This is a genomic window from Calidifontibacillus oryziterrae (assembly GCF_000331575.1).
GTDB classification, from domain to species: Bacteria; Bacillota; Bacilli; order Bacillales; family Bacillaceae_J; genus Calidifontibacillus_A; species Calidifontibacillus_A oryziterrae.
Genome location: NZ_KB223527.1, coordinates 599,540 through 618,234, shown reverse-complemented (window position 1 = coordinate 618,234; position 18,695 = coordinate 599,540). Strand labels below are relative to the sequence as shown.

General features: G+C 36.4%; 22 protein-coding genes. 20 read left to right on the top strand and 2 right to left on the bottom strand.

The annotated features are described in order from the left end of the window. Positions 1-19: 19 nt before the first annotated feature. The 20 genes from D612_RS0111665 (at position 20) to D612_RS0111570 (ending at position 17,817) form a co-directional block, all read left to right on the top strand. Complete coding sequence (locus tag D612_RS0111665) at positions 20-850, top strand: purine-nucleoside phosphorylase (RefSeq protein ID WP_017755659.1); 831 nt, start codon at positions 20-22, stop codon at positions 848-850. 21 nt (positions 851-871) lie between these two features. After that, positions 872-1,693, top strand: a complete 822-nt coding sequence (locus D612_RS0111660; RefSeq protein ID WP_017755658.1) for a purine-nucleoside phosphorylase — start codon at positions 872-874, stop codon at positions 1,691-1,693. A gap of 25 nt (positions 1,694-1,718) precedes the next feature. Beyond that, a complete protein-coding gene (locus D612_RS0111655) occupies positions 1,719-3,020 on the top strand; it encodes a pyrimidine-nucleoside phosphorylase (RefSeq protein WP_017755657.1) in 1,302 nt (433 codons plus the stop codon). Between the two features lie 210 nt (positions 3,021-3,230). Then, positions 3,231-4,409, top strand: a complete 1,179-nt coding sequence (locus D612_RS0111650; RefSeq protein ID WP_017755656.1) for a D-alanyl-D-alanine carboxypeptidase family protein — start codon at positions 3,231-3,233, stop codon at positions 4,407-4,409. Between the two features lie 106 nt (positions 4,410-4,515). Then, on the top strand, positions 4,516-4,866 hold the full coding sequence (spoIIAA, locus tag D612_RS0111645; RefSeq protein ID WP_017755655.1) for an anti-sigma F factor antagonist: 351 nt from the start codon (positions 4,516-4,518) through the stop codon (positions 4,864-4,866). A 1-nt stretch (position 4,867) separates the two neighbouring features. Continuing rightward, a complete protein-coding gene (spoIIAB, locus tag D612_RS0111640) occupies positions 4,868-5,308 on the top strand; it encodes an anti-sigma F factor (RefSeq protein WP_017755654.1) in 441 nt (146 codons plus the stop codon). 12 nt (positions 5,309-5,320) lie between these two features. Beyond that, a complete protein-coding gene (gene sigF, locus D612_RS0111635; protein WP_017755653.1) occupies positions 5,321-6,076 on the top strand; it encodes an RNA polymerase sporulation sigma factor SigF in 756 nt (251 codons plus the stop codon). 291 nt (positions 6,077-6,367) lie between these two features. Next, positions 6,368-6,991, top strand: coding sequence for a stage V sporulation protein AA (locus tag D612_RS0111630; protein ID WP_017755652.1), 624 nt, complete (start codon positions 6,368-6,370; stop codon positions 6,989-6,991). Next, positions 6,981-7,424: a stage V sporulation protein AB gene (locus D612_RS0111625; RefSeq protein ID WP_017755651.1), complete on the top strand. Its 444-nt coding sequence runs from the start codon at positions 6,981-6,983 to the stop codon at positions 7,422-7,424. The genes D612_RS0111630 and D612_RS0111625 overlap by 11 nt, the downstream gene beginning before the upstream one ends. A 31-nt stretch (positions 7,425-7,455) precedes the next feature. Then, a complete protein-coding gene (gene spoVAC, locus D612_RS0111620) occupies positions 7,456-7,914 on the top strand; it encodes a stage V sporulation protein AC (protein ID WP_017755650.1) in 459 nt (152 codons plus the stop codon). Between the two features lie 36 nt (positions 7,915-7,950). Beyond that, positions 7,951-8,961, top strand: coding sequence for a stage V sporulation protein AD (spoVAD, locus tag D612_RS0111615; protein WP_017755649.1), 1,011 nt, complete (start codon positions 7,951-7,953; stop codon positions 8,959-8,961). Next, the gene (gene spoVAE, locus D612_RS0111610; protein WP_017755648.1) at positions 8,961-9,314 is read left to right on the top strand and encodes a stage V sporulation protein AE; all 354 of its coding nucleotides are present in this window, start codon (positions 8,961-8,963) and stop codon (positions 9,312-9,314) included. The genes spoVAD and spoVAE overlap by 1 nt, the downstream gene beginning before the upstream one ends. 12 nt (positions 9,315-9,326) lie before the next feature. Beyond that, positions 9,327-9,914, top strand: coding sequence for a stage V sporulation protein AE (locus tag D612_RS0111605; RefSeq protein ID WP_017755647.1), 588 nt, complete (start codon positions 9,327-9,329; stop codon positions 9,912-9,914). Further along, positions 9,883-11,388 carry a spore germination protein gene (locus D612_RS0111600; RefSeq protein ID WP_017755646.1) on the top strand — a complete coding sequence of 502 codons (1,506 nt, stop codon included), beginning with the start codon at positions 9,883-9,885 and terminating at the stop codon, positions 11,386-11,388. The genes D612_RS0111605 and D612_RS0111600 overlap by 32 nt, the downstream gene beginning before the upstream one ends. A gap of 163 nt (positions 11,389-11,551) precedes the next feature. Continuing rightward, positions 11,552-12,874 (top strand): diaminopimelate decarboxylase, encoded by a 1,323-nt coding sequence (gene lysA, locus D612_RS0111595; protein WP_017755645.1) that lies wholly within the window; start codon positions 11,552-11,554, stop codon positions 12,872-12,874. Between the two features lie 495 nt (positions 12,875-13,369). Next, positions 13,370-15,034, top strand: coding sequence for a glutamine--tRNA ligase/YqeY domain fusion protein (locus D612_RS0111590; RefSeq protein WP_017755644.1), 1,665 nt, complete (start codon positions 13,370-13,372; stop codon positions 15,032-15,034). A gap of 217 nt (positions 15,035-15,251) precedes the next feature. Next, complete coding sequence (locus D612_RS0111585) at positions 15,252-15,722, top strand: C40 family peptidase (RefSeq protein WP_017755643.1); 471 nt, start codon at positions 15,252-15,254, stop codon at positions 15,720-15,722. Between the two features lie 135 nt (positions 15,723-15,857). Next, positions 15,858-16,295, top strand: a complete 438-nt coding sequence (locus D612_RS0111580) for a peptidylprolyl isomerase (protein WP_017755642.1) — start codon at positions 15,858-15,860, stop codon at positions 16,293-16,295. Between the two features lie 116 nt (positions 16,296-16,411). Beyond that, positions 16,412-17,260, top strand: coding sequence for an S-layer homology domain-containing protein (locus D612_RS18770; RefSeq protein WP_017755641.1), 849 nt, complete (start codon positions 16,412-16,414; stop codon positions 17,258-17,260). Between the two features lie 167 nt (positions 17,261-17,427). After that, positions 17,428-17,817 carry a GNAT family N-acetyltransferase gene (locus tag D612_RS0111570; protein WP_017755640.1) on the top strand — a complete coding sequence of 130 codons (390 nt, stop codon included), beginning with the start codon at positions 17,428-17,430 and terminating at the stop codon, positions 17,815-17,817. Here the strand turns inward: D612_RS0111570 and D612_RS0111565 are convergent. Then, on the bottom strand, positions 17,814-18,353 hold the full coding sequence (locus D612_RS0111565; protein ID WP_017755639.1) for a DUF309 domain-containing protein: 540 nt from the start codon (positions 18,351-18,353) through the stop codon (positions 17,814-17,816). The two genes, D612_RS0111570 and D612_RS0111565, sit on opposite strands and share 4 nt — an antisense overlap. 97 nt (positions 18,354-18,450) lie before the next feature. Further along, a complete protein-coding gene (locus D612_RS18325) occupies positions 18,451-18,546 on the bottom strand; it encodes a YjcZ family sporulation protein (protein ID WP_017755638.1) in 96 nt (31 codons plus the stop codon). Positions 18,547-18,695 lie beyond the last annotated feature (149 nt).

Genomic DNA, 18,695 nt, shown 5'->3' with positions numbered 1-18,695 from the left:
AAAAAGGAGTCAAAATAAAATGAAACAAAATAAAGTGAGTAATGAATCGATTAAGAAAGCAGTTACATATATTCAATCAAAAATAAACGATGCCCCAAAGGTTGGCTTGATTTTAGGATCAGGGTTAGGAGTGTTAGCTGAAGAAATTGAAAATCCCGTAAATATACCATATGAGGAAATTCCAGAATTTCCTGTTTCAACTGTTGAAGGTCATAAGGGACAGCTAGTGATTGGGAAACTTCAAGGCATTCAAGTTATAACAATGCAAGGAAGATTTCACTTTTACGAAGGATATTCCCTTGATAAGGTCACTTTTCCAGTACGCGTTATGAAAGCAATAGGTGTTGAAAAATTAATTGTTACGAATGCAGCTGGCGGTGTAAACACGTCCTTTGAGCCAGGTGATTTAATGATTATTAAAGATCATATAAACTTTACAGGGCAAAATCCATTAATCGGTCCTAACGATCTCGAATTAGGTGTCCGTTTTCCTGATATGTCCGAAGCTTATTCAGGAAAGCTAAGGACTGTAGCAAAACAGGTTGCGGCAAGCTTAAATATTCCTATTAAAGAAGGAGTTTATTTTGGAAATACTGGCCCCAGCTATGAAACGCCTGCAGAAATACGTATGACAAGAATATTAGGGGGCGATTGTGTTGGTATGTCCACCGTTCCCGAGGTTATTGTTGCTAGACATGCTGGCATTGAAGTATTAGGTATTTCTTGTATTTCTAATATGGCGGCAGGAATCTTAGATCAGCCTCTGTCCCATGAAGAAGTGATTGAAACGACGGAAAAAGTGAAACAACAATTTCTCACGTTGGTAAAAGGAATCGTTAAAGCACTATAGGTTGAAAAGGAGGTTAATAAAATGGAAAACATTTTATCAAAAATGAAGGAAGCTACTGCATATATTCAAACTCAAGCGCCAAATAAGCCATCTATAGGATTAATTTTAGGATCCGGGTTAGGTGAATTAGCTGAGGAAATAGAAGATTCCGTAAAAATTGATTTTTCCGCCATACCTCATTTCCCTGTATCAACCGTAGAAGGGCATGCAGGGAAATTAATTATCGGAACACTTCAAGGCAGAACCGTTGTTGCAATGCAAGGTCGGTTTCACTATTATGAAGGCTATTCGATGCAGCAAGTAACCTTTCCCGTTCGTGTTATGAAGGGATTAGGTGTTGAAACATTAATTGTTACAAATGCCTGTGGTGGTATGAATTCTAGCTTCCAACCAGGTGATCTTATGATCATAACGGACCATCTAAATATGACAGGATATAATCCATTAATTGGTCCAAATGAAGACGAATTAGGGGCACGTTTTCCGGACATGAGTCGTGCCTATACACCAGAGTTAGTAAATCTAGCAAAAGAAGTTGCTGTGAAGCTTAATATTGATGTTAAGCAAGGAGTTTATGTTGGGATTTCAGGTCCAACTTATTCGACTCCAGCTGAATCAATTATGCTTCGCAACATTGGTGGGGATGCGATTGGGATGTCAACTGTCTCAGAGGTAATTGTGGCAAGTCATATGCGGATGAGGGTATTAGGAATTTCGTGTGTAACAGACATGGCAATTGGTGAAGAGTTAGAACCACTTACCCATGAACAAGTTGTAGAAGTTGCCAATCGGACAAAACCTAAGTTTATTAGCCTTGTGAAAGAAATAATTACTGCTATTTAAGCTAAGCTGTGAAGGAGTTATTCATATGAGGATGGTTGACTTAATTCAAAAAAAGCGTGATGGTAAAGAACTTACAAAGGAAGAAATTGATTTCATTATTAATGGGTACACGAACAATACAATACCAGATTATCAGATGAGTGCTTTGGCAATGGCTATCTATTTTAAAGGGATGACAAATATAGAACGAGCACACTTAACAATGGCAATGGTTAATTCAGGTGATAAAATTGATTTGTCACTTATTGATGGAATTAAGGTTGATAAACATTCAACCGGTGGAGTAGGAGATACAACGACATTAGTGTTAGCTCCTCTTGTTGCCTCTGTTGGTGTACCCGTTGCAAAAATGTCTGGTCGGGGTTTAGGACATACTGGCGGCACGATTGATAAACTAGAAGCAGTAAACGGCTTTCATGTAGAAATAAGCAATAAGGATTTTATCGATCTTGTCAATAAAAACAAAATTGCAGTTATAGGTCAAAGTGGAAACTTGACCCCGGCAGATAAAAAATTGTATAGTCTTCGTGATGTAACGGCTACTGTTAATTCAATACCGTTAATCGCTAGTTCGATTATGAGCAAAAAAATCGCTGCAGGTGCAGATGCGATTGTTCTGGATGTGAAAACGGGTGCAGGTGCATTTATGAAGGACCTAGATGATGCGAAAGAGCTTGCTCAAGCAATGGTTGAGATTGGGAATAATGTTGGTCGAAAAACAATGGCAATCATCTCTGATATGAGTCAGCCGTTAGGATATGCAATCGGAAATGCATTAGAAGTAAAGGAAGCTATTGCAACACTACGGGGTGAAGGTCCTCTTGATTTACAAGAACTGTGTTTAACGTTAGGAAGCAATATGGTGTTGTTAGCAGAAAAGGCTAAAACTCTCGAAGAGGCAAGGAATTTATTAGAGGAAGCCATTCAGTCAGGGAAAGCAATAGATAAATTTAAAACATTTTTAGCAGCACAGGGTGGGGACCCTTCAGTAGTTGAAGATCTTCAGAAACTTCCAAGTGCATCATTTCAATATAAATTTGAGGCAAGTCAAGACGGTTGGATAACCAATATTGTTGCTGACGAGGTTGGTAAAGCAGCCATGCTTTTAGGCGCCGGTCGGGCAACAAAGGATTCAACGATTGATCTAGCAGTTGGTCTAGTCTTGCATAAGAAGATAGGAGACTTGGTTAAAAAGGGAGAATCATTGGTAACTATCCATAGTAATGCTGAGGATATTCACACAGTTGTTGAGTTACTTGAAAAATCATTTACAATATCTCATGAAAAAGTTACCCCACCACCATTAATTTATGATGCAATCTATTAATGAAAAATCTATTAATGAAATAGGTATAAAATGATCTGTTTGGTCATTTTATACCTATTTTTTTATAGGAAATGGTTAATGTTTTATAAAAAATTAATAAATTTAACGGTTGGGAAAAATGGTATAAAAAGATAAATTATGGGAAAAATGTTCAATATGTAGTTTTTGTATTTATGATTAGTCCGCTTGATAAAAAGGAGGGAGATTCATGTGAAGCGATTACAAAAGGTAGCTTCAAGTTTTTTATTGGTATTTTCGATTTACATTTCGTCTGGATTTTCAGGATTTGCTGAAGAGCGAAAAGTGGAATTGGCTGATAAAGCCGCTTCAGCAATTCTAATTGAAAGAGATACTGGAACAGTTCTATATGAAAAGGACGCTGATAGGAAACTTCCACCAGCAAGTATGACAAAAATTATGACGATGCTTCTAATTATGGAAGCGATTGATGAAGGGCAAATAAAACTCGATGATAAGGTAAGAACTAGTGAATATGCTGCCTCAATGGGAGGATCGCAAATCTTCCTTGAAGCAGGAGAAGAAATGACAGTCGATGAAATGTTAAAAGGAATTGCGATTGCATCCGGTAATGATGCGTCTGTAGCGATGGCAGAGCATATTGCTGGATCTAATGATGGCTTCATTGAAATGATGAATGAGAAAGCTCGTATGCTTGGATTGAAAAATACTAGTTTTAAAAACGCAACTGGCTTACCTGCTGAGGAACATTATAGTACTTCTCGTGATATGGCATTAATAGCGAAAGAATTGTTAAAATACGATGACATCATAACAAAATATACTGGGAAATATGAAGATTATTTACGTGAAAATACAGATAAAAAGTTTTGGTTAGTAAATACCAATCGACTCGTTAAGTTTTATCCAGGTGTAGACGGAATAAAAACTGGCTATACAAGTGAAGCCAAATATTGTCTAACGGCAACGGCGAAGAAAGATGGTATGAGAGTGATTGCTGTTGTAATGGGAGCGGCTACACCAAAAGAGCGAAATGGTCAGGTTTCGAAAATGTTAGACTATGCTTTTAGTCAATATCGCACACATCCAATGTTTGATCGCAATCAGCCGCTAGTAAAAATTTCTGTATCGAAGGGAAGTCAAGCAAAGGTTGAAGCTGTAACATCTGAACAAATTTCAATTTTGACTAAAAAAGGTGAAACTGTAGACGATGTTGTCCATGAAATTGTCATCAATGAGAACATTGAAGCTCCAATACAAAAAGGTGATGAAATTGGAAAGCTTTTATTAAAGAAGGGTGAGAAGATCCTGTTAGAAAGTCCAATTGTTGCTGCGGAAGAAGTTGCTGTTGCATCTTGGTGGCATTTATTTAAAAGAACAATTGGGGATTTTGCAAAAAAAACGAGCTAATTATGTGGAATTTTAATGGAATTTAACTAGTTTTGTCATGTAGCAGGAATTTACTCAAACGGTATAGAAAAGACTCACTATGACCAGCAATTAGGAGGAGTTCAAAGTGAGTCTTGACATTGAGTTAGTGACAAAAGAAAGTGTGCTATTGATCCGCTTGAAGGGTGAACTTGATCATCACACAGCAGAAGATCTGCGCGAACAGGTATCAGAAAAAATTGAAAAAAATAATATTCAACACATCGTATTGAATTTGCAGGAGTTAACCTTCATGGATAGCTCTGGCTTAGGTGTCATTTTAGGCCGCTATAAACAGATTCAAAGTCTAGGTGGGGAAATGGTCGTATGCTCTATTTCTCCCGCGATTAAACGACTTTTTGATATGTCGGGTTTATTTAAAATCATTCGCCTAGTCGATGATGAAAAATATGCCTTACAAACATTGGGGGTGGCCTAAAATGGAAAATACAATGGAATTAAAGTTTTCTGCACTAAGTCAGAACGAATCATTTGCAAGGGTTACAGTTGCTGCTTTTATAGCACAGTTAGATCCTACATTGGATGAATTAACTGAAATTAAAACAGTCGTATCAGAAGCTGTTACAAATTCTATTATTCATGGCTATGAAAACAATCCAGATGGACAAGTATACATTTCTGTTACACTAGATGATGGTGCTGTTTATTTAACGATTAAGGATGAGGGAATTGGGATTCGAAATTTAGATGAAGCAAGACAGCCTCTATTTACAACAAAACCAGAGCTAGAACGTTCTGGAATGGGCTTTACCATCATGGAAAACTTCATGGATGAAATGGTTGTTGAGACTAATGAAAATATGGGTACGACGATTAAAATGACTAAATATTTAACTAAAAGTAAAGCGTTAAGTAATTAAGGAGATCTGCCTATGGATGTGGAGGTCAAAAAACAAAAGAGCGAAACGTACCTAAAAGATCATGAAATAAAAGAACTGATAGAGAAAAGCCAACAAGGCAATCAGGAAGCACGTGACTTGATTGTTCAGAAAAATATGCGACTCGTATGGTCTGTTGTGCAACGCTTTATTAACAGGGGCTATGAACCTGATGATTTGTTTCAAATCGGTTGTATAGGGTTATTAAAATCAGTTGATAAATTTGACTTATCATATGACGTGAAATTTTCTACATACGCCGTGCCTATGATTATTGGAGAAATTCAGCGATTTATCAGAGATGATGGAACAGTAAAGGTAAGTCGCTCACTGAAAGAAACTGGGAATAAAATTAGAAAATTAAAGGATGATTTGACCAAAAAATTTGGTCGATCACCTACTGTCCTTGAAATTGCTGAGGAACTTGAATTATCTCCTGAGGAGGTTGTGTTGGCACAAGAAGCGAGCCGGACGCCTTCATCAATACATGAGACAGTCTATGAAAATGATGGGGACCCGATTACTTTACTAGATCAAATTGCAGATCATTCTGAAACAAAGTGGTTTGACAAAATTGCTTTACAGGAGGCTATTAGAGGATTAGATGAACGGGAAAGATTAATCGTATATTTACGGTACTATAAAGATCAAACCCAATCAGAGGTTGCTGGTCGATTAGGGATTTCCCAAGTTCAGGTTTCACGCTTAGAGAAAAAAATACTTCAACAAATGAAAGAACAAATGGGGTAGAAAAGCGAAAGCAACCTTGGTCAGCCCCGACAGAAAAATGCTCTTCCCACAAAAGAAGTCCGCCTTTGACTTCGTTGTGGGAAGAAATTTTATCCGAGGGGATAGGTGCTGGAGCTAGCCGATAGAAAAGCGAAAGCTAGACAATTGAAAATCAAAAAGCCACGTAATGAACGATAGTGAATGGTTACGTGGCTTTTTTGTGCCAATTATTGGCTTCATTACGAATCGCATGATCCTCGTGTCCCACAAGCATACTAACCTATAAAGGGAACATATTGCGAGGTGTAGAGAATGGAGGAAGCTATTTACATTCGGATGAGACAACGAGTGCTGGTTTCGCCACATTCTACTATAACGATTGGTGATATTGCCCAAATTGTTAGTACAACCGAAAATGGGGATCAAATAATTAATATGCCTCTTTATTTTATTGATGAAAGTGATGAGAATATTGTTGTTATTGATGTAATGAAGGTTATTCAGAAGATTCAAAGCTTTAACTCGGCAATCGACATCCAAACAGTTGGACCTACTCAAACTATTGTTGAAGTTGTAAATAAGAAAAAAAAATATACGTTTGGATTCCTTGCTATTGTGTGGTTTCTATTATTTATTGGTTCCGCTATGGCGATCATGAACTTTCATGAGGACGTTTCGATGCAGCAAGTTCATCAAAAGTTAGCTTACATTATTACTGGAGAGGAAATTTTTAAGCCACTGCTATTACAAATTCCTTATTCATTAGGACTTGGTATTGGTATGATTATTTTTTTTAATCATCTCTTTAAAAAACGCTTGAACGAAGAACCAAGCCCACTTGAAGTTGAAATGTTTAAATACCAGCAAGATCTAGATCAGTATGTGATCATCAAGGAAAATAAAGAAACCATTAAGAGGCTAAGTAATGACCCATGATATTGTGGAAATTCTTTTTATCATTTTGGTTGGTTTTGCAGGAGGGGTAGCAGTTGGTTCGGGGTTTGTCGCATTTCTTACCGTTCTAGGAATTATCCCTAGACTGACTCAATTAACGAAGACAATGAAGTATATTCGCGCATACGAATGGAGCGTTGTACTTGGAGCAACAACAGGTTGTTGGATTTATTTAAACGAGACGATTCATAGCATATCCTCTTTATTCTTAATACCAATCGGGCTTGCTGATGGGATCTTTGTAGGGATGCTTGCTGCGGCATTGACTGAAGTATTAAATGTTTTCCCAATCTTAGCGAAAAGATTAGGTATACAAGAAAAAATCATTTTTCTTTTAATGGCAATTGTATTAGGAAAAGTATTGGGATCTTTGTTTCACTGGGTTTATTTTGTTGATATTTTACGTCATTCGTAAATTTTGCCATTGGAAAATTGGAGGAAAGGATATGGATGAAAAAATTACAAAAGAAAATTATTTATCACAAATTAAGCCTTTTCAGCCTAAACCTTCAATAATCAAAAATGGTGGGAAAGCTTTTATTATAGGTGGTTTGATCTGTCTATTTGGTCAAGCTCTTCAAAACATGTATATTGAACTATTTGATTTTACAGAAAAAACAGCTATTAATCCCACACTTGCAACATTAATTTTGCTAACGGCATTATTAACAGGATTTGGTGTTTATGATAAGCTTGGTCAGTTTGCTGGTGCAGGGTCCATTGTTCTCATAACCGGCTTTGCGAATGCTATGACAAGTGCCGCACTAGAGCATAAAAGTGAAGGTATCGTATTAGGGATCGCAAATAATATGTTTAAAATAGCAGGGGCGGTTATTGTTTATGGAGTTGTAGCAGCTACGGTAACTGGTTTTCTTCGCTATACCATTAAATATTTACTATCATAATAAAACAAATTAGATCTGATAAAAAGGGTGGTCAAGATGAGATTTGTAGGGAAGCAATCTTGGCTGTTTCAAAATGATGTTTTTATTTATTCAACAGGAACTGCAGTAGGACCTAAAGAAGCGGCAGGTCCGCTTGGACATACATTCGATATAAAATATGATGATTTACATTGTGGTGAAAAAAATTGGGAGATGGCAGAGAGAAAATTAATGAATTCCGCAATTGAATGTTGCTTAGGAAAAGTAAATCTAAAATCAGAGGATATTGATTTATTTTTAGCAGGTGACTTATTAAACCAAAACGTTACCGCAAATTATGTAGCAAGAGAAAATCAAATTCCTTTTTTATGTATGTTTGCAGCTTGTTCAACTTCAATGGAAACACTAGCGGTTGCTTCATCATTAATTGATGGGGGCTTTGCTAATAAAATATTGACTGCAGTAAGTAGCCATAAGGCAACAGCGGAACGCCAATTTCGCTACCCAACAGAATTTGCTGGGCAAAAGCCTGATACAGCCAATTGTACCGTAACAGGGTCAGGCGCAATCATTCTAAGTAAAGAAAAGGGAGCTGTGAAAATTACGGCAGCAACAATAGGAAAGGTAGTTGATTATGGTATTAAAAATCCCCTTGATATGGGTTCTGCAATGGCTCCTGCAGCTGCTGATACGATAGTAGCGCATTTTCATGATTTGAACAGGACTCCCAGAGATTATGATCTAATTGTTACAGGGGATTTATCTAGTGTGGGGGCACCCATTTTAAGACAAATGTTACTAGGAGAAGGGTTTAACATTCAAACTAACTACAATGACTGTGGCTTGATGGTATATAGAAAGGATCAAGGTGTGTTTGCTGGTGGAAGTGGTTGTGCATGCTCTGCCGTTGTAACTTACGGATACTTAATGAAGGAACTGATCGCTGGCAATCTTAAACGAGTATTAGTAATTGCAACAGGGGCATTATTAAATCCAATAATGGTTCAGCAGAACGAGACGATTCCAACAATTGCTCATGGTGTTGTTTTTGAAAGGGTTGAAAGCTAGTGGCGGATTATGTGACAGCATTTATAGTAGGTGGTTTATTATGCTTCGTTGGTCAAATATTACTTGATCAATTTAAGTTAACACCTGCACATGTGATGAGCTCCTTTGTAGTAATTGGTGTCATTCTTGATGGATTTGGTTTGTACGATAAATTAATTGAATTTGCTGGTGCAGGGGCAACAATTCCGCTAACAAGTTTTGGTCATTCATTATTACATGGTGCGATGGTTGAAGCTGGTGAGCACGGGTTTATTGGCATAGGGATGGGCATTTTTCAGCTTACTTCGTCAGTTATTTCTTCAGTTATTTTGTTTTCATTTCTAGTAGCACTTATCTTTCAACCTAAAGGGTAGGGTGATCCGATTATGAAACGAAAGGTAATATTAGTAACTGATGGTGATGATTACGCTCATCATGCAATCCAGTTAATAGCAAAAAAAATTGGCGGACGTTGTATTTCACAATCAGCAGGTAATCCTACAACAATAACTGGGGAAGAAATGGTACGTCTAGTGAAAAAAGCCTTGAGTGATCCGGTGTTTTTAATGTTTGATGATAGTGGATTACTAGGTGAAGGAAGTGGAGAAAGAGCGTTAAATTATGTCGCGAATCATCCGGATATTAACGTGTTAGGTGTGATCGCCGTTGCTTCTAGAACAAGACATACTGAATGGAGTCGTGTAGATGTATCAATTGATCGTGATGGTAATTTGACTGAATATGGTGTAGATAAAAGTGGGGTTCCCGATATCGAACGTGGACGAATAAACGGTGATACTGTGTATATACTTGATCAAATTGATGTTCCAATTATAGTCGGCATAGGTGATATTGGGAAAATGGCTAGATATGATTCCGTAAAAAATGGTTGCCCAATCACAACAAGAGCGGTTGAACTTATTTTGGAAAGGAGTGGCTTTTATGACACCCGTGGCCAATCTGGATACGAATAAGCAGTTGATTTCTACAACAATAACAGAAAATGAGCGTTACTTAAAAGAACGAATTGGTGTTGGAACAAGCTTTGATTTAGGGGTTCGAAAAATTAAAGTATTAAAAAAAGAAATACATTTATACTTTTTAAATGGTTTATGTGATTCAGCTCTTATTCTCGAACTATTAAGAGAACTCGTAGAAATAAATGATAATGAAAGAAGTATTAGAGTCAATGTGAAAGATGTAATTGATAATCGCCTTACACATCAGCAGGTTGAAACTGCTAGAGATATGGATAAAGTTGTCGATCAATTACTTTCCGGGCTCATTATTATTCTAGTTGAAGGTGAAAATTGTGGGTTTATTGTTGATGTTAGAAGCTATCCTGGACGAGACCCTCAAGAACCGGATACGGAAAAAGTAGTAAGGGGAGCAAGAGATGGTTATACAGAGAATATTATCGTTAATACTGCTCTAACTAGAAGACGTATACGTGATGAGCGGTTAAGGCACGAAATTGTCCAAGTTGGTGAGCGTTCTAAAACTGATATATGCATTGCATATTTGCAGGACGTTGCTGATCCGAACCTAGTTGAAATCATAAAAAAAGAATTAATGCAAATTGAAATAGATGGTATTCCAATGGCAGATAAGACTATCGAAGAATTTCTTGTTAAACAAGGCTGGAATCCATATCCACTTGTACGTTATACGGAACGGCCCGACGTAGCGGCTACTCATCTTTTCGAAGGACATGTCATCATTATGGTTGACACATCTCCAAGTGTGATTATAACCCCTACAACTTTTTTTCATCATGTACAACATGCAGAGGAATATCGTCAAACCCCCGCAATTGGTGCATTCTTAAGGTGGGTTCGCTTTATAGGTATGATTGCTTCTGTTTTTTTAATTCCACTTTGGTACCTATATGTCAAAAATCCAGATTTACTCCCTGCTGCATTGAAATTTATAGGTCCAAATGAAGAGGCAACAGTTCCAATTATTATTCAATTATTAATAGCTGATTTTGGCATTGATCTATTAAGGATGGCTGCGATTCATACACCGACACCACTTTCAACTGCAATGGGCTTAATAGCAGCTGTGTTAATTGGACAAATTGCCATTGATGTCGGACTTTTTTCTGCGGAGGTCATTTTGTATATAGCTGTAGGTGCGATTGGTTCGTTTGCAACTCCAAGCTATGAGTTAGGTGTTGCGAATAAAATTGTAAAGATATTTCTTCTACTAGCTGTTTTCTTCTTTGATGTCCCTGGATTCGTAATTGGCACAACCTTGTATTTGTTGTTTTTGGTTTCAGTCAAATCACTTGAAACACCTTACCTATGGCCGTTTATTCCTTTTGATCCTAAAGCATTAATACAGATCTTACTCCGAGTATCAGTTCCTGTTAATAAAACTAGACCTAAAATTACAAAGCCCAAAAATGAAAGAAAACAACCAACTAGAAAGCCCGTTTTAAGTTAATCAAATTTAAATTTTCATTGGGAAATGTAATGAAACCATCTATTGCATCATAGTGAGTTCTATGTTAAATTAGATTTATTATAATTAAGAAATCGCAGGAGAGACAGCGCCCAAGCTGTCTTTCCTTATCTATATGATTAGGTATAAAGCAAGGGGGAAGTGTATGTTTTTGCATGGAACAAGCACTATAAATGAAGTAGGGCACTTAGAAATTGGTGGTGTTGATACTACCCAATTAGCGAAGCAATATGGAACACCATTGTTTGTCTATGATGTAGCACTAATAAGAAATCGAGCACGAGCTTTTAAACAAACGTTTGAAAAAAATGGGGTAAAAGCACAAGTAGCCTATGCTAGTAAAGCATTTTCAACGATTGCAATGATTAATTTAGTTGCGGAAGAGCGATTAAGTTTAGACGTTGTTTCTGCAGGTGAGTTATATACTGCATTAGCTGCGAACTTTCCAGTAGACCGCATTCATTTCCATGGAAACAATAAAAGCGTTGATGAAATTAAAATGGGCATTGATGCTGGGATAGGCTGTTTTGTTGCAGATAATTTTTACGAGCTTAGTCTATTAGAGCAGCTTGCAGCAGAGGCAAATAAAAGAGTATCCGTTTTACTACGTATATCCCCAGGGATAGAAGCACATACACATGATTATATTATGACCGGCCAAGTTGATTCTAAATTTGGATTTGATCTTTCAACAGGCCAAGTAGAAAAAGCAATTGAGATTACAAGAAATTCTGCGCATCTGGATCTTATAGGAATTCATAGTCATATTGGCTCGCAAATATTTGAAACAACCGGTTTTTTAATGACTGTTGATAAAATATTTAATGCCATTGAAAAATGGACAAACGAACTAAATTTTGCTCCAAAGGTTTTAAATTTAGGTGGTGGTTTCGGAATTCGCTATACTGAAGAGGACGATCCAATTCCACCAGAAAAGTATGTTGCTGAAATTATCGATAAAGTAAAGTCACATGTTGATATTTTAAAAATAGACATGCCTGAAATTTGGATTGAACCCGGTCGCTCAATAGTTGCTGATGCAGGCACAACACTATATTCGGTTGGTTCAACCAAAGAGATTCCGAATGTTAGGAAGTATTTATCTGTTGATGGTGGTATGGCCGATAACTTACGTCCCGCTTTATATCAGGCAAAATATGAAGCAGTTCTCGCTAATCGGGTCAATGATGAAGTTGAAGAGACAGTATCGATTGCCGGTAAGTGTTGTGAATCTGGTGATATGTTAATTTGGGACTTGCCAATACCAAAAGCAAATGCAGGTGACATATTAGCGGTATTTTGTACAGGAGCATATGGGTACTCTATGGCAAACAACTATAATCGTATTTCCAGGCCAGCTGTTGTTTTTGTTGAAAATGGTGAAGCACAATTAGTCGTTAAGCGTGAAAGTTTAGATGATTTAATTCGATTAGATTTACCATATAAAACGAAGTTAAAAATGAGTTAAGTCAAAATGAGTTAAGTCAAAATGAGTTAAGTCAAAATGAGGTTGCTAAATAAACTTGCAATAGTAGGTGCAGTTTATTATTAGAGCCTCTTTTTTTATTGTTTTTTTTCGTTGTTGAAGTTCTGATGTATTAATGCATTTTATTTACGTTGGTGGTAATATTTCCATATTGATTAAATAAAAATACTATCCGGACTTCAGATCCTCTATTTGTGTAAAATATGCACAATACAAATTTTAGCGGACACCAGATCCTTTATTCGCTTAAAATAATAAAAAAATGCCTGTCTTTATATCGAATAGCGGAACGTATGTCCATTAAATTCACAAACAAGACTTTTTTCACTAAATAACGAACCTCATGTCCGTTGACTTATAAAAAGACAGTCAGTTTTAAATTATTTACATTCAATCGTATAAACATGGTAATGCAAGAAATTTTATGATATAAATAAAAACAGTATTATTTGGATTAAACATGAAAGGTTGAGTGTAATGGAAGAAAATTTACATACCTCATCTAATTTTATAAAAAATATCGTGATTGAGGATTTAGAAAAAGGGAAATATGACGAAATCGTAACGAGATTTCCACCTGAACCTAATGGATATTTACATATTGGTCATGCGAAATCAATTGTATTAAATTTTGAGCTAGCTAAAGAGTTTAACGGAAAGACAAATTTGCGTTTTGATGATACGAATCCATTAAAGGAAGATACAGAATATGTAGAATCTATTAAAGAAGATGTAAAGTGGCTTGGTTATGATTGGGACAACCTGTTTTTTGCTTCAGATTATTTCGAAGAGATGTATGAAAGAGCAATAAAATTGATTGAAAAAGGAAAAGCATATGTAGATGATTCAACTCCTGAAGAAATACGGGAAATGAGAGGAACATTAAAGGCTCCAGGGAAAGAAAGTCCCTTCCGAAATCGTTCCATTGAAGAAAATCTCGATTTATTTAAGAGGATGAGAGCTGGAGAATTTGAAAATGGTGCGAAGGTACTTCGAGCCAAAATTGATATGACATCACCCAATATTAATATGAGAGACCCTGTTCTCTATAGAATTTTTCATGCTCCACATCATAATACTGGGGATAATTGGTGCATTTACCCAATGTATGATTTTGCCCATCCGCTAGAGGATGCGATTGAGGGCGTGACCCATTCGATTTGTACATTAGAATTTGAGGATCATAGACCGCTTTATGATTGGATTGTTCAAGAATGTGAAATGCAGTCACAGCCAAAGCAAATTGAATTTGCACGTCTAAATTTAACAAACACAGTAATGAGTAAGCGCAAGCTAAAGCAGCTTGTTGATGAAAAATATGTGGATGGCTGGGATGATCCAAGAATGCCAACTATTTCTGGATTTAGACGAAAAGGTTATACTCCAGAGGCTATCGTTGCTTTTTGTCGCGAGATTGGTGTTGCGAAGAGCTTCAGCACAGTAGATGTTCAAATGCTCGAGCATTTTGTACGTGAAGATTTAAAGCTCAAAGCTCCACGAACAATGGGGGTAATTAGGCCGTTAAAAGTTGTAATTACGAATTATCCTGAAGGTCAGGTCGAGTGGCTTGATGCAGAAAACAATCCTGAAAATCCAGATATGGGTAACCGGAAAATTCCGTTTTCTCGAGAGATTTACATTGAGCAGGATGATTTTATGGAAGAACCACCAAAAAAGTATTTCAGATTATTTCCTGGAAACGAAGTCCGTCTAAAACATGCTTATTTCATTAAATGTCACGATTATATTAAAGATGAATCTGGTAGAGTTGTCGAGCTCCATTGCACATATGATCCTGAGACAAAAAGTGGAACTGGATTTACAGGGCGTAAAGTAAAGGGGACAATACATTGGGTTGAAGCAACTCATGCTCAACCTGCAGAGTTTAGATTGTATGAGCCGCTGATATTAGATGAACAAGAAAAAGAGGAAATGGAAGGAAAAACATTTCTCGATTATGTAAATCCTGATTCTCTCGAGCTTATAAATGGATATGTTGAACCAAATATGAAAAATGCTCGTGCAAATGATAAATTTCAATTTTTTAGACATGGATATTTTAATGTAGATCCGAAAGTTTCTACACCGGATAAGCTTGTTTTTAATCGTATCGTATCTTTAAAAAGTTCATTTAAACTTTAACAAAAAACTGTCTCTTCGGGGGCAGTTTTTTTAAAAAGATAAGAAAGCATATAATTTTGCGCTTTTGTTCTATCCATTTCATACCAAAAATGTGGACAATTTATGAAAAATTAAAATTCTATAATTTTTTTATTATGAAACGACAGGATTTTTCGCCTTAATGTAGAAATAAGAAGAATGGTAAAGAAAACATCATCTATCATCAGGAGGTGAAAGTGTGAAAAAAGTATTTACTTTATTCTTTGCCACCTTTTTACTACTAACAGTGTTTAGCACAAATACAATGGCATCCAGTGAAGAAAGTGAAGATATGGCTGGAAGCATTATTGAAAGTGCAACACAATACATAGGTGTTCCATATAAAGATGCTGGTTCATCTCCAAAAGGTTTTGATTGCTCTGGATTTGTAAAATATGTTTTTGACGAAGTTGGCGTTTCGTTAAATGACCAACGGACTTCCAGAGGGCAATACACGCTTGGTGAAAGTGTTAAAAAGGCGGACTTAAAAGCAGGCGATTTAGTTTTTTTTAATACGTCGGGTTCAGGAATATCTCATGTTGGAATTTATAAAGGAAACAATGAGTTTATTCACTCTGCATCAAACAAAGGCGTTATGACCTCTAGTATTAATGATCCTTATTATTGGGGTTCACGCTATGTTGGAGCAAAGCGAATAATTAATAACTAAAAATACATAGTAGCCAAGTAGAGCCGTAGGTTCTGCTTTTTCTTTTTTTGTTTTAGGTCCATTGGAGTTGTTTTTTGTCTTTTTACGATTTAATAGTGTAGAATAAAAAAGAATAAAATAGGAGGTGGCTGACTAATGAAAAAAGCATCGATCGAGTTTGAAAATGGAGAAAAGATAGTAATAGAATTATTCCCAAATGAGGCTCCAGGTACGGTAGCAAATTTTGAAAAATTAGCAAATGAAGGGTTTTATAATGGTCTAACATTTCACAGAGTTATTCAAGGATTTGTGGCACAAGGTGGCTGTCCATACGGGAATGGGATGGGTGGACCAGGTTATACGATAAAATGTGAAACAGAAGGCAATCCTCATAAGCACAAGCCTGGAGCTTTATCAATGGCTCATGCAGGGAAAGATACTGGCGGAAGCCAATTCTTTCTTGTTCATGAAGCACAACCACATTTAGATGGCGTACATACAGTTTTTGGTCAAGTTATCGATGGTATGGATACTGTGTTAAGAATCCGTCAAGGTGATATAATGAAAGAAGTAAAAGTATGGGATGAAGACTAATTATACATGGTAACTCTTGTCATTATGACAGGGGTTATTTTCTTTTTTACCATACAAATTACAGATATAAAAACCCCCATAATTGAGATGATAATAATTGAAAGGGGGAATTAACATTGAACAAAAAATTGGTCAATGTATTGTCAACTGCAGCAATTGTTGCAGCTCTTACAGGTTGTGGGGTTGCAACTGATGAAGCAAGAAATGACAGAAATGAGAATTTAACTCCGGTTGGGTATGATAATAGAACAGATATGGGGATATTAAATGTAAATGATGAAAATCCTAATGCACCTATTATAGAAACGCCAGGAACTGATGGAAATGAAGCACCAGGAACTGATGGAAATGAAGCACCAGGAACTGATGGAAATGAAGCACCAGGAACTGATGGAAATGAAGCACCAGGGACTGACGGGAATGAAACGCCAGGAACTGATGGAAATGAAGCACCAGGGACTGACGGGAATGAAGCACCAGGAACTGACGGGAATGAAACGCCAGGAACTGACGGGAATGAAACGCCAGTAACCGATGGGAACGAATCGCCAGTAACCGATGGAAATGAGACTCCAGAAACGGATGATACATCCCCAGGTACTACTGATGGGGAGGATCCTGAGACTGGATCTCGTACTGAAAATCAAACACCTGGATTAGGCGGTAATGTTGCTAATTTCACGGATGTTGGTAAAGATAATCCTTATGTAAATGATATTAATTCAGCGAGAGAACTTGGCTTAATGAATGGTGTTGGGGATAATAAATTTGGTTTTGGCCAAACATTAACAAGGGAACAAATGGCTTCGATTTTAATGAAAATAGTGAGAAACGGTTATATCACTATTGATGGTACAGAAGAAACTGGTGCAAATGGCACAAATGGCACAAATGGCACAAATGGTACAAATGGTACAAACGGAGTGAATGATACTACAGGAACAACTGGAACTCCAGCATCATAATATAAACGAGAAGGAGGTTATTTTACTCAACCTCCTTCTTGAATTTTAATTACGTCAATATTATGGCAGTAGCCCTTTTTTCTAATTTAGCATTGATTACATACAATGAATCGGTTAAAATATCTTGAAACAGGCAAAATATGCTATGTATTAAAAGAGGGATTAACATGTTAATTCGTTATAAAAAAAACTATGAGAAGCTGGCTATGGGTCTTCTCTCCTTCATGCCATCAGAAAAGGATCTAAAAAAACTACAAAATACAATTAAGCTTTATGAGGCAGATGGAAGCTGGCAGTTATTTTTGTACAAAGAGGATGAAGACATTATCGGGGCAATAGGAATTAAAATTGATGGAAATGTAGCTGAGCTTCATCATTTAAGTATTAACCCATCCTTTAGAGGACAAGGCAAAGGGAAAAAAATGCTTAATGAATTAAGTCGTCAATTAGGTAGTATTAAGGAAATAAAACCCAATGAGTATACAATTGAATTCTTCGAGAAGTGCGATCAGTCCAAGGAGTTATGTGAAGACCATATAGACCCTATTTCAGACTAGGAATGGGGTCTATTTATTTTCTCATTTTGTTTCTTTTGAATTTGCTTTTTCCTTTCTTCAATAATCATTGTGCGATCTCGTAGTTTATGCTTTTGAATAAGATTGAGGTTTAATATATCACTAGGTTCATCCCATTTAAACCCCATTTGTTCACAGCATTTCATGCAGGTTTGCAGTAGATTTTTGTCTGCAATAGGTATATTTAAACTATAGTAAGTCTGCTTTTTTTCTATTTCACACAATCTTCTATTAAGAATCATAATTAAATTTTCATATTCTATGCCTAGATGGGATAGTGCTTCTTTCTTGTTTTTAAGATTTGAGAGTGCCTTTTTTAATAATCGAGCTGAACCATTAAAGTTATTATTTCTGTGGTGATAGAAGGCTACGGCTACTTGAATAAGCCCCACCCAGATAGAGTCTCGTCCTTCATCCTTGTTTTGTTTCCAATACTCTTCTAATACTTCATGACATTCAAAATAATCCCTTGGCCCATGAAAAAAAACAAGGTAATTTATATATGCATTAGGAAACAATAAAAAATCAGCTCCTTAAACTATTTGTAAATACTACTTACTTATATACCACAAATTAAAAAGAAGTGCCCAATTTTGGCACTTCCTAATGTATTTTTTAATACCAAGCTGCCCCTACGATGATTAACAGTATAAATAATACAACGATTAATGCAAATCCTGAACCATATCCGACTCCTGCTGCTCCACCCATAAATAACATCCTCCTTTATTTTTTTGTTAGCTTACGGTATTAACATATGATATTGTTAAAAATCTGTATGGGCTTTTATCAGTATTTATGAAAAATTATTAAATTAGGCAGTTAACTGTATATTTTATCCACATACTATAGAAATTAAT

Excerpts from the sequence above, each read along its gene's own strand:
- sigF (WP_017755653.1), top strand. The coding sequence starts at position 5,321 with ATGGATGTGGAGGTCAAAAAACAAAAGAGCGAAACGTACCTAAAAGAT.
- lysA (WP_017755645.1), top strand. The coding sequence starts at position 11,552 with ATGTTTTTGCATGGAACAAGCACTATAAATGAAGTAGGGCACTTAGAA.
- D612_RS0111625 (WP_017755651.1), top strand. The coding sequence starts at position 6,981 with ATGACCCATGATATTGTGGAAATTCTTTTTATCATTTTGGTTGGTTTT.
- D612_RS0111600 (WP_017755646.1), top strand. The coding sequence starts at position 9,883 with ATGACACCCGTGGCCAATCTGGATACGAATAAGCAGTTGATTTCTACA.
- D612_RS0111605 (WP_017755647.1), top strand. The coding sequence starts at position 9,327 with ATGAAACGAAAGGTAATATTAGTAACTGATGGTGATGATTACGCTCAT.
- D612_RS18325 (WP_017755638.1), bottom strand. The coding sequence starts at position 18,546 with ATGGGTGGAGCAGCAGGAGTCGGATATGGTTCAGGATTTGCATTAATC.
- spoVAC (WP_017755650.1), top strand. The coding sequence starts at position 7,456 with ATGGATGAAAAAATTACAAAAGAAAATTATTTATCACAAATTAAGCCT.
- D612_RS0111570 (WP_017755640.1), top strand. The coding sequence starts at position 17,428 with ATGTTAATTCGTTATAAAAAAAACTATGAGAAGCTGGCTATGGGTCTT.
- D612_RS0111590 (WP_017755644.1), top strand. The coding sequence starts at position 13,370 with ATGGAAGAAAATTTACATACCTCATCTAATTTTATAAAAAATATCGTG.
- D612_RS0111660 (WP_017755658.1), top strand. The coding sequence starts at position 872 with ATGGAAAACATTTTATCAAAAATGAAGGAAGCTACTGCATATATTCAA.
- D612_RS0111665 (WP_017755659.1), top strand. The coding sequence starts at position 20 with ATGAAACAAAATAAAGTGAGTAATGAATCGATTAAGAAAGCAGTTACA.
- spoVAD (WP_017755649.1), top strand. The coding sequence starts at position 7,951 with ATGAGATTTGTAGGGAAGCAATCTTGGCTGTTTCAAAATGATGTTTTT.
- D612_RS0111580 (WP_017755642.1), top strand. The coding sequence starts at position 15,858 with ATGAAAAAAGCATCGATCGAGTTTGAAAATGGAGAAAAGATAGTAATA.
- D612_RS0111655 (WP_017755657.1), top strand. The coding sequence starts at position 1,719 with ATGAGGATGGTTGACTTAATTCAAAAAAAGCGTGATGGTAAAGAACTT.
- D612_RS0111630 (WP_017755652.1), top strand. The coding sequence starts at position 6,368 with ATGGAGGAAGCTATTTACATTCGGATGAGACAACGAGTGCTGGTTTCG.
- spoIIAB (WP_017755654.1), top strand. The coding sequence starts at position 4,868 with ATGGAAAATACAATGGAATTAAAGTTTTCTGCACTAAGTCAGAACGAA.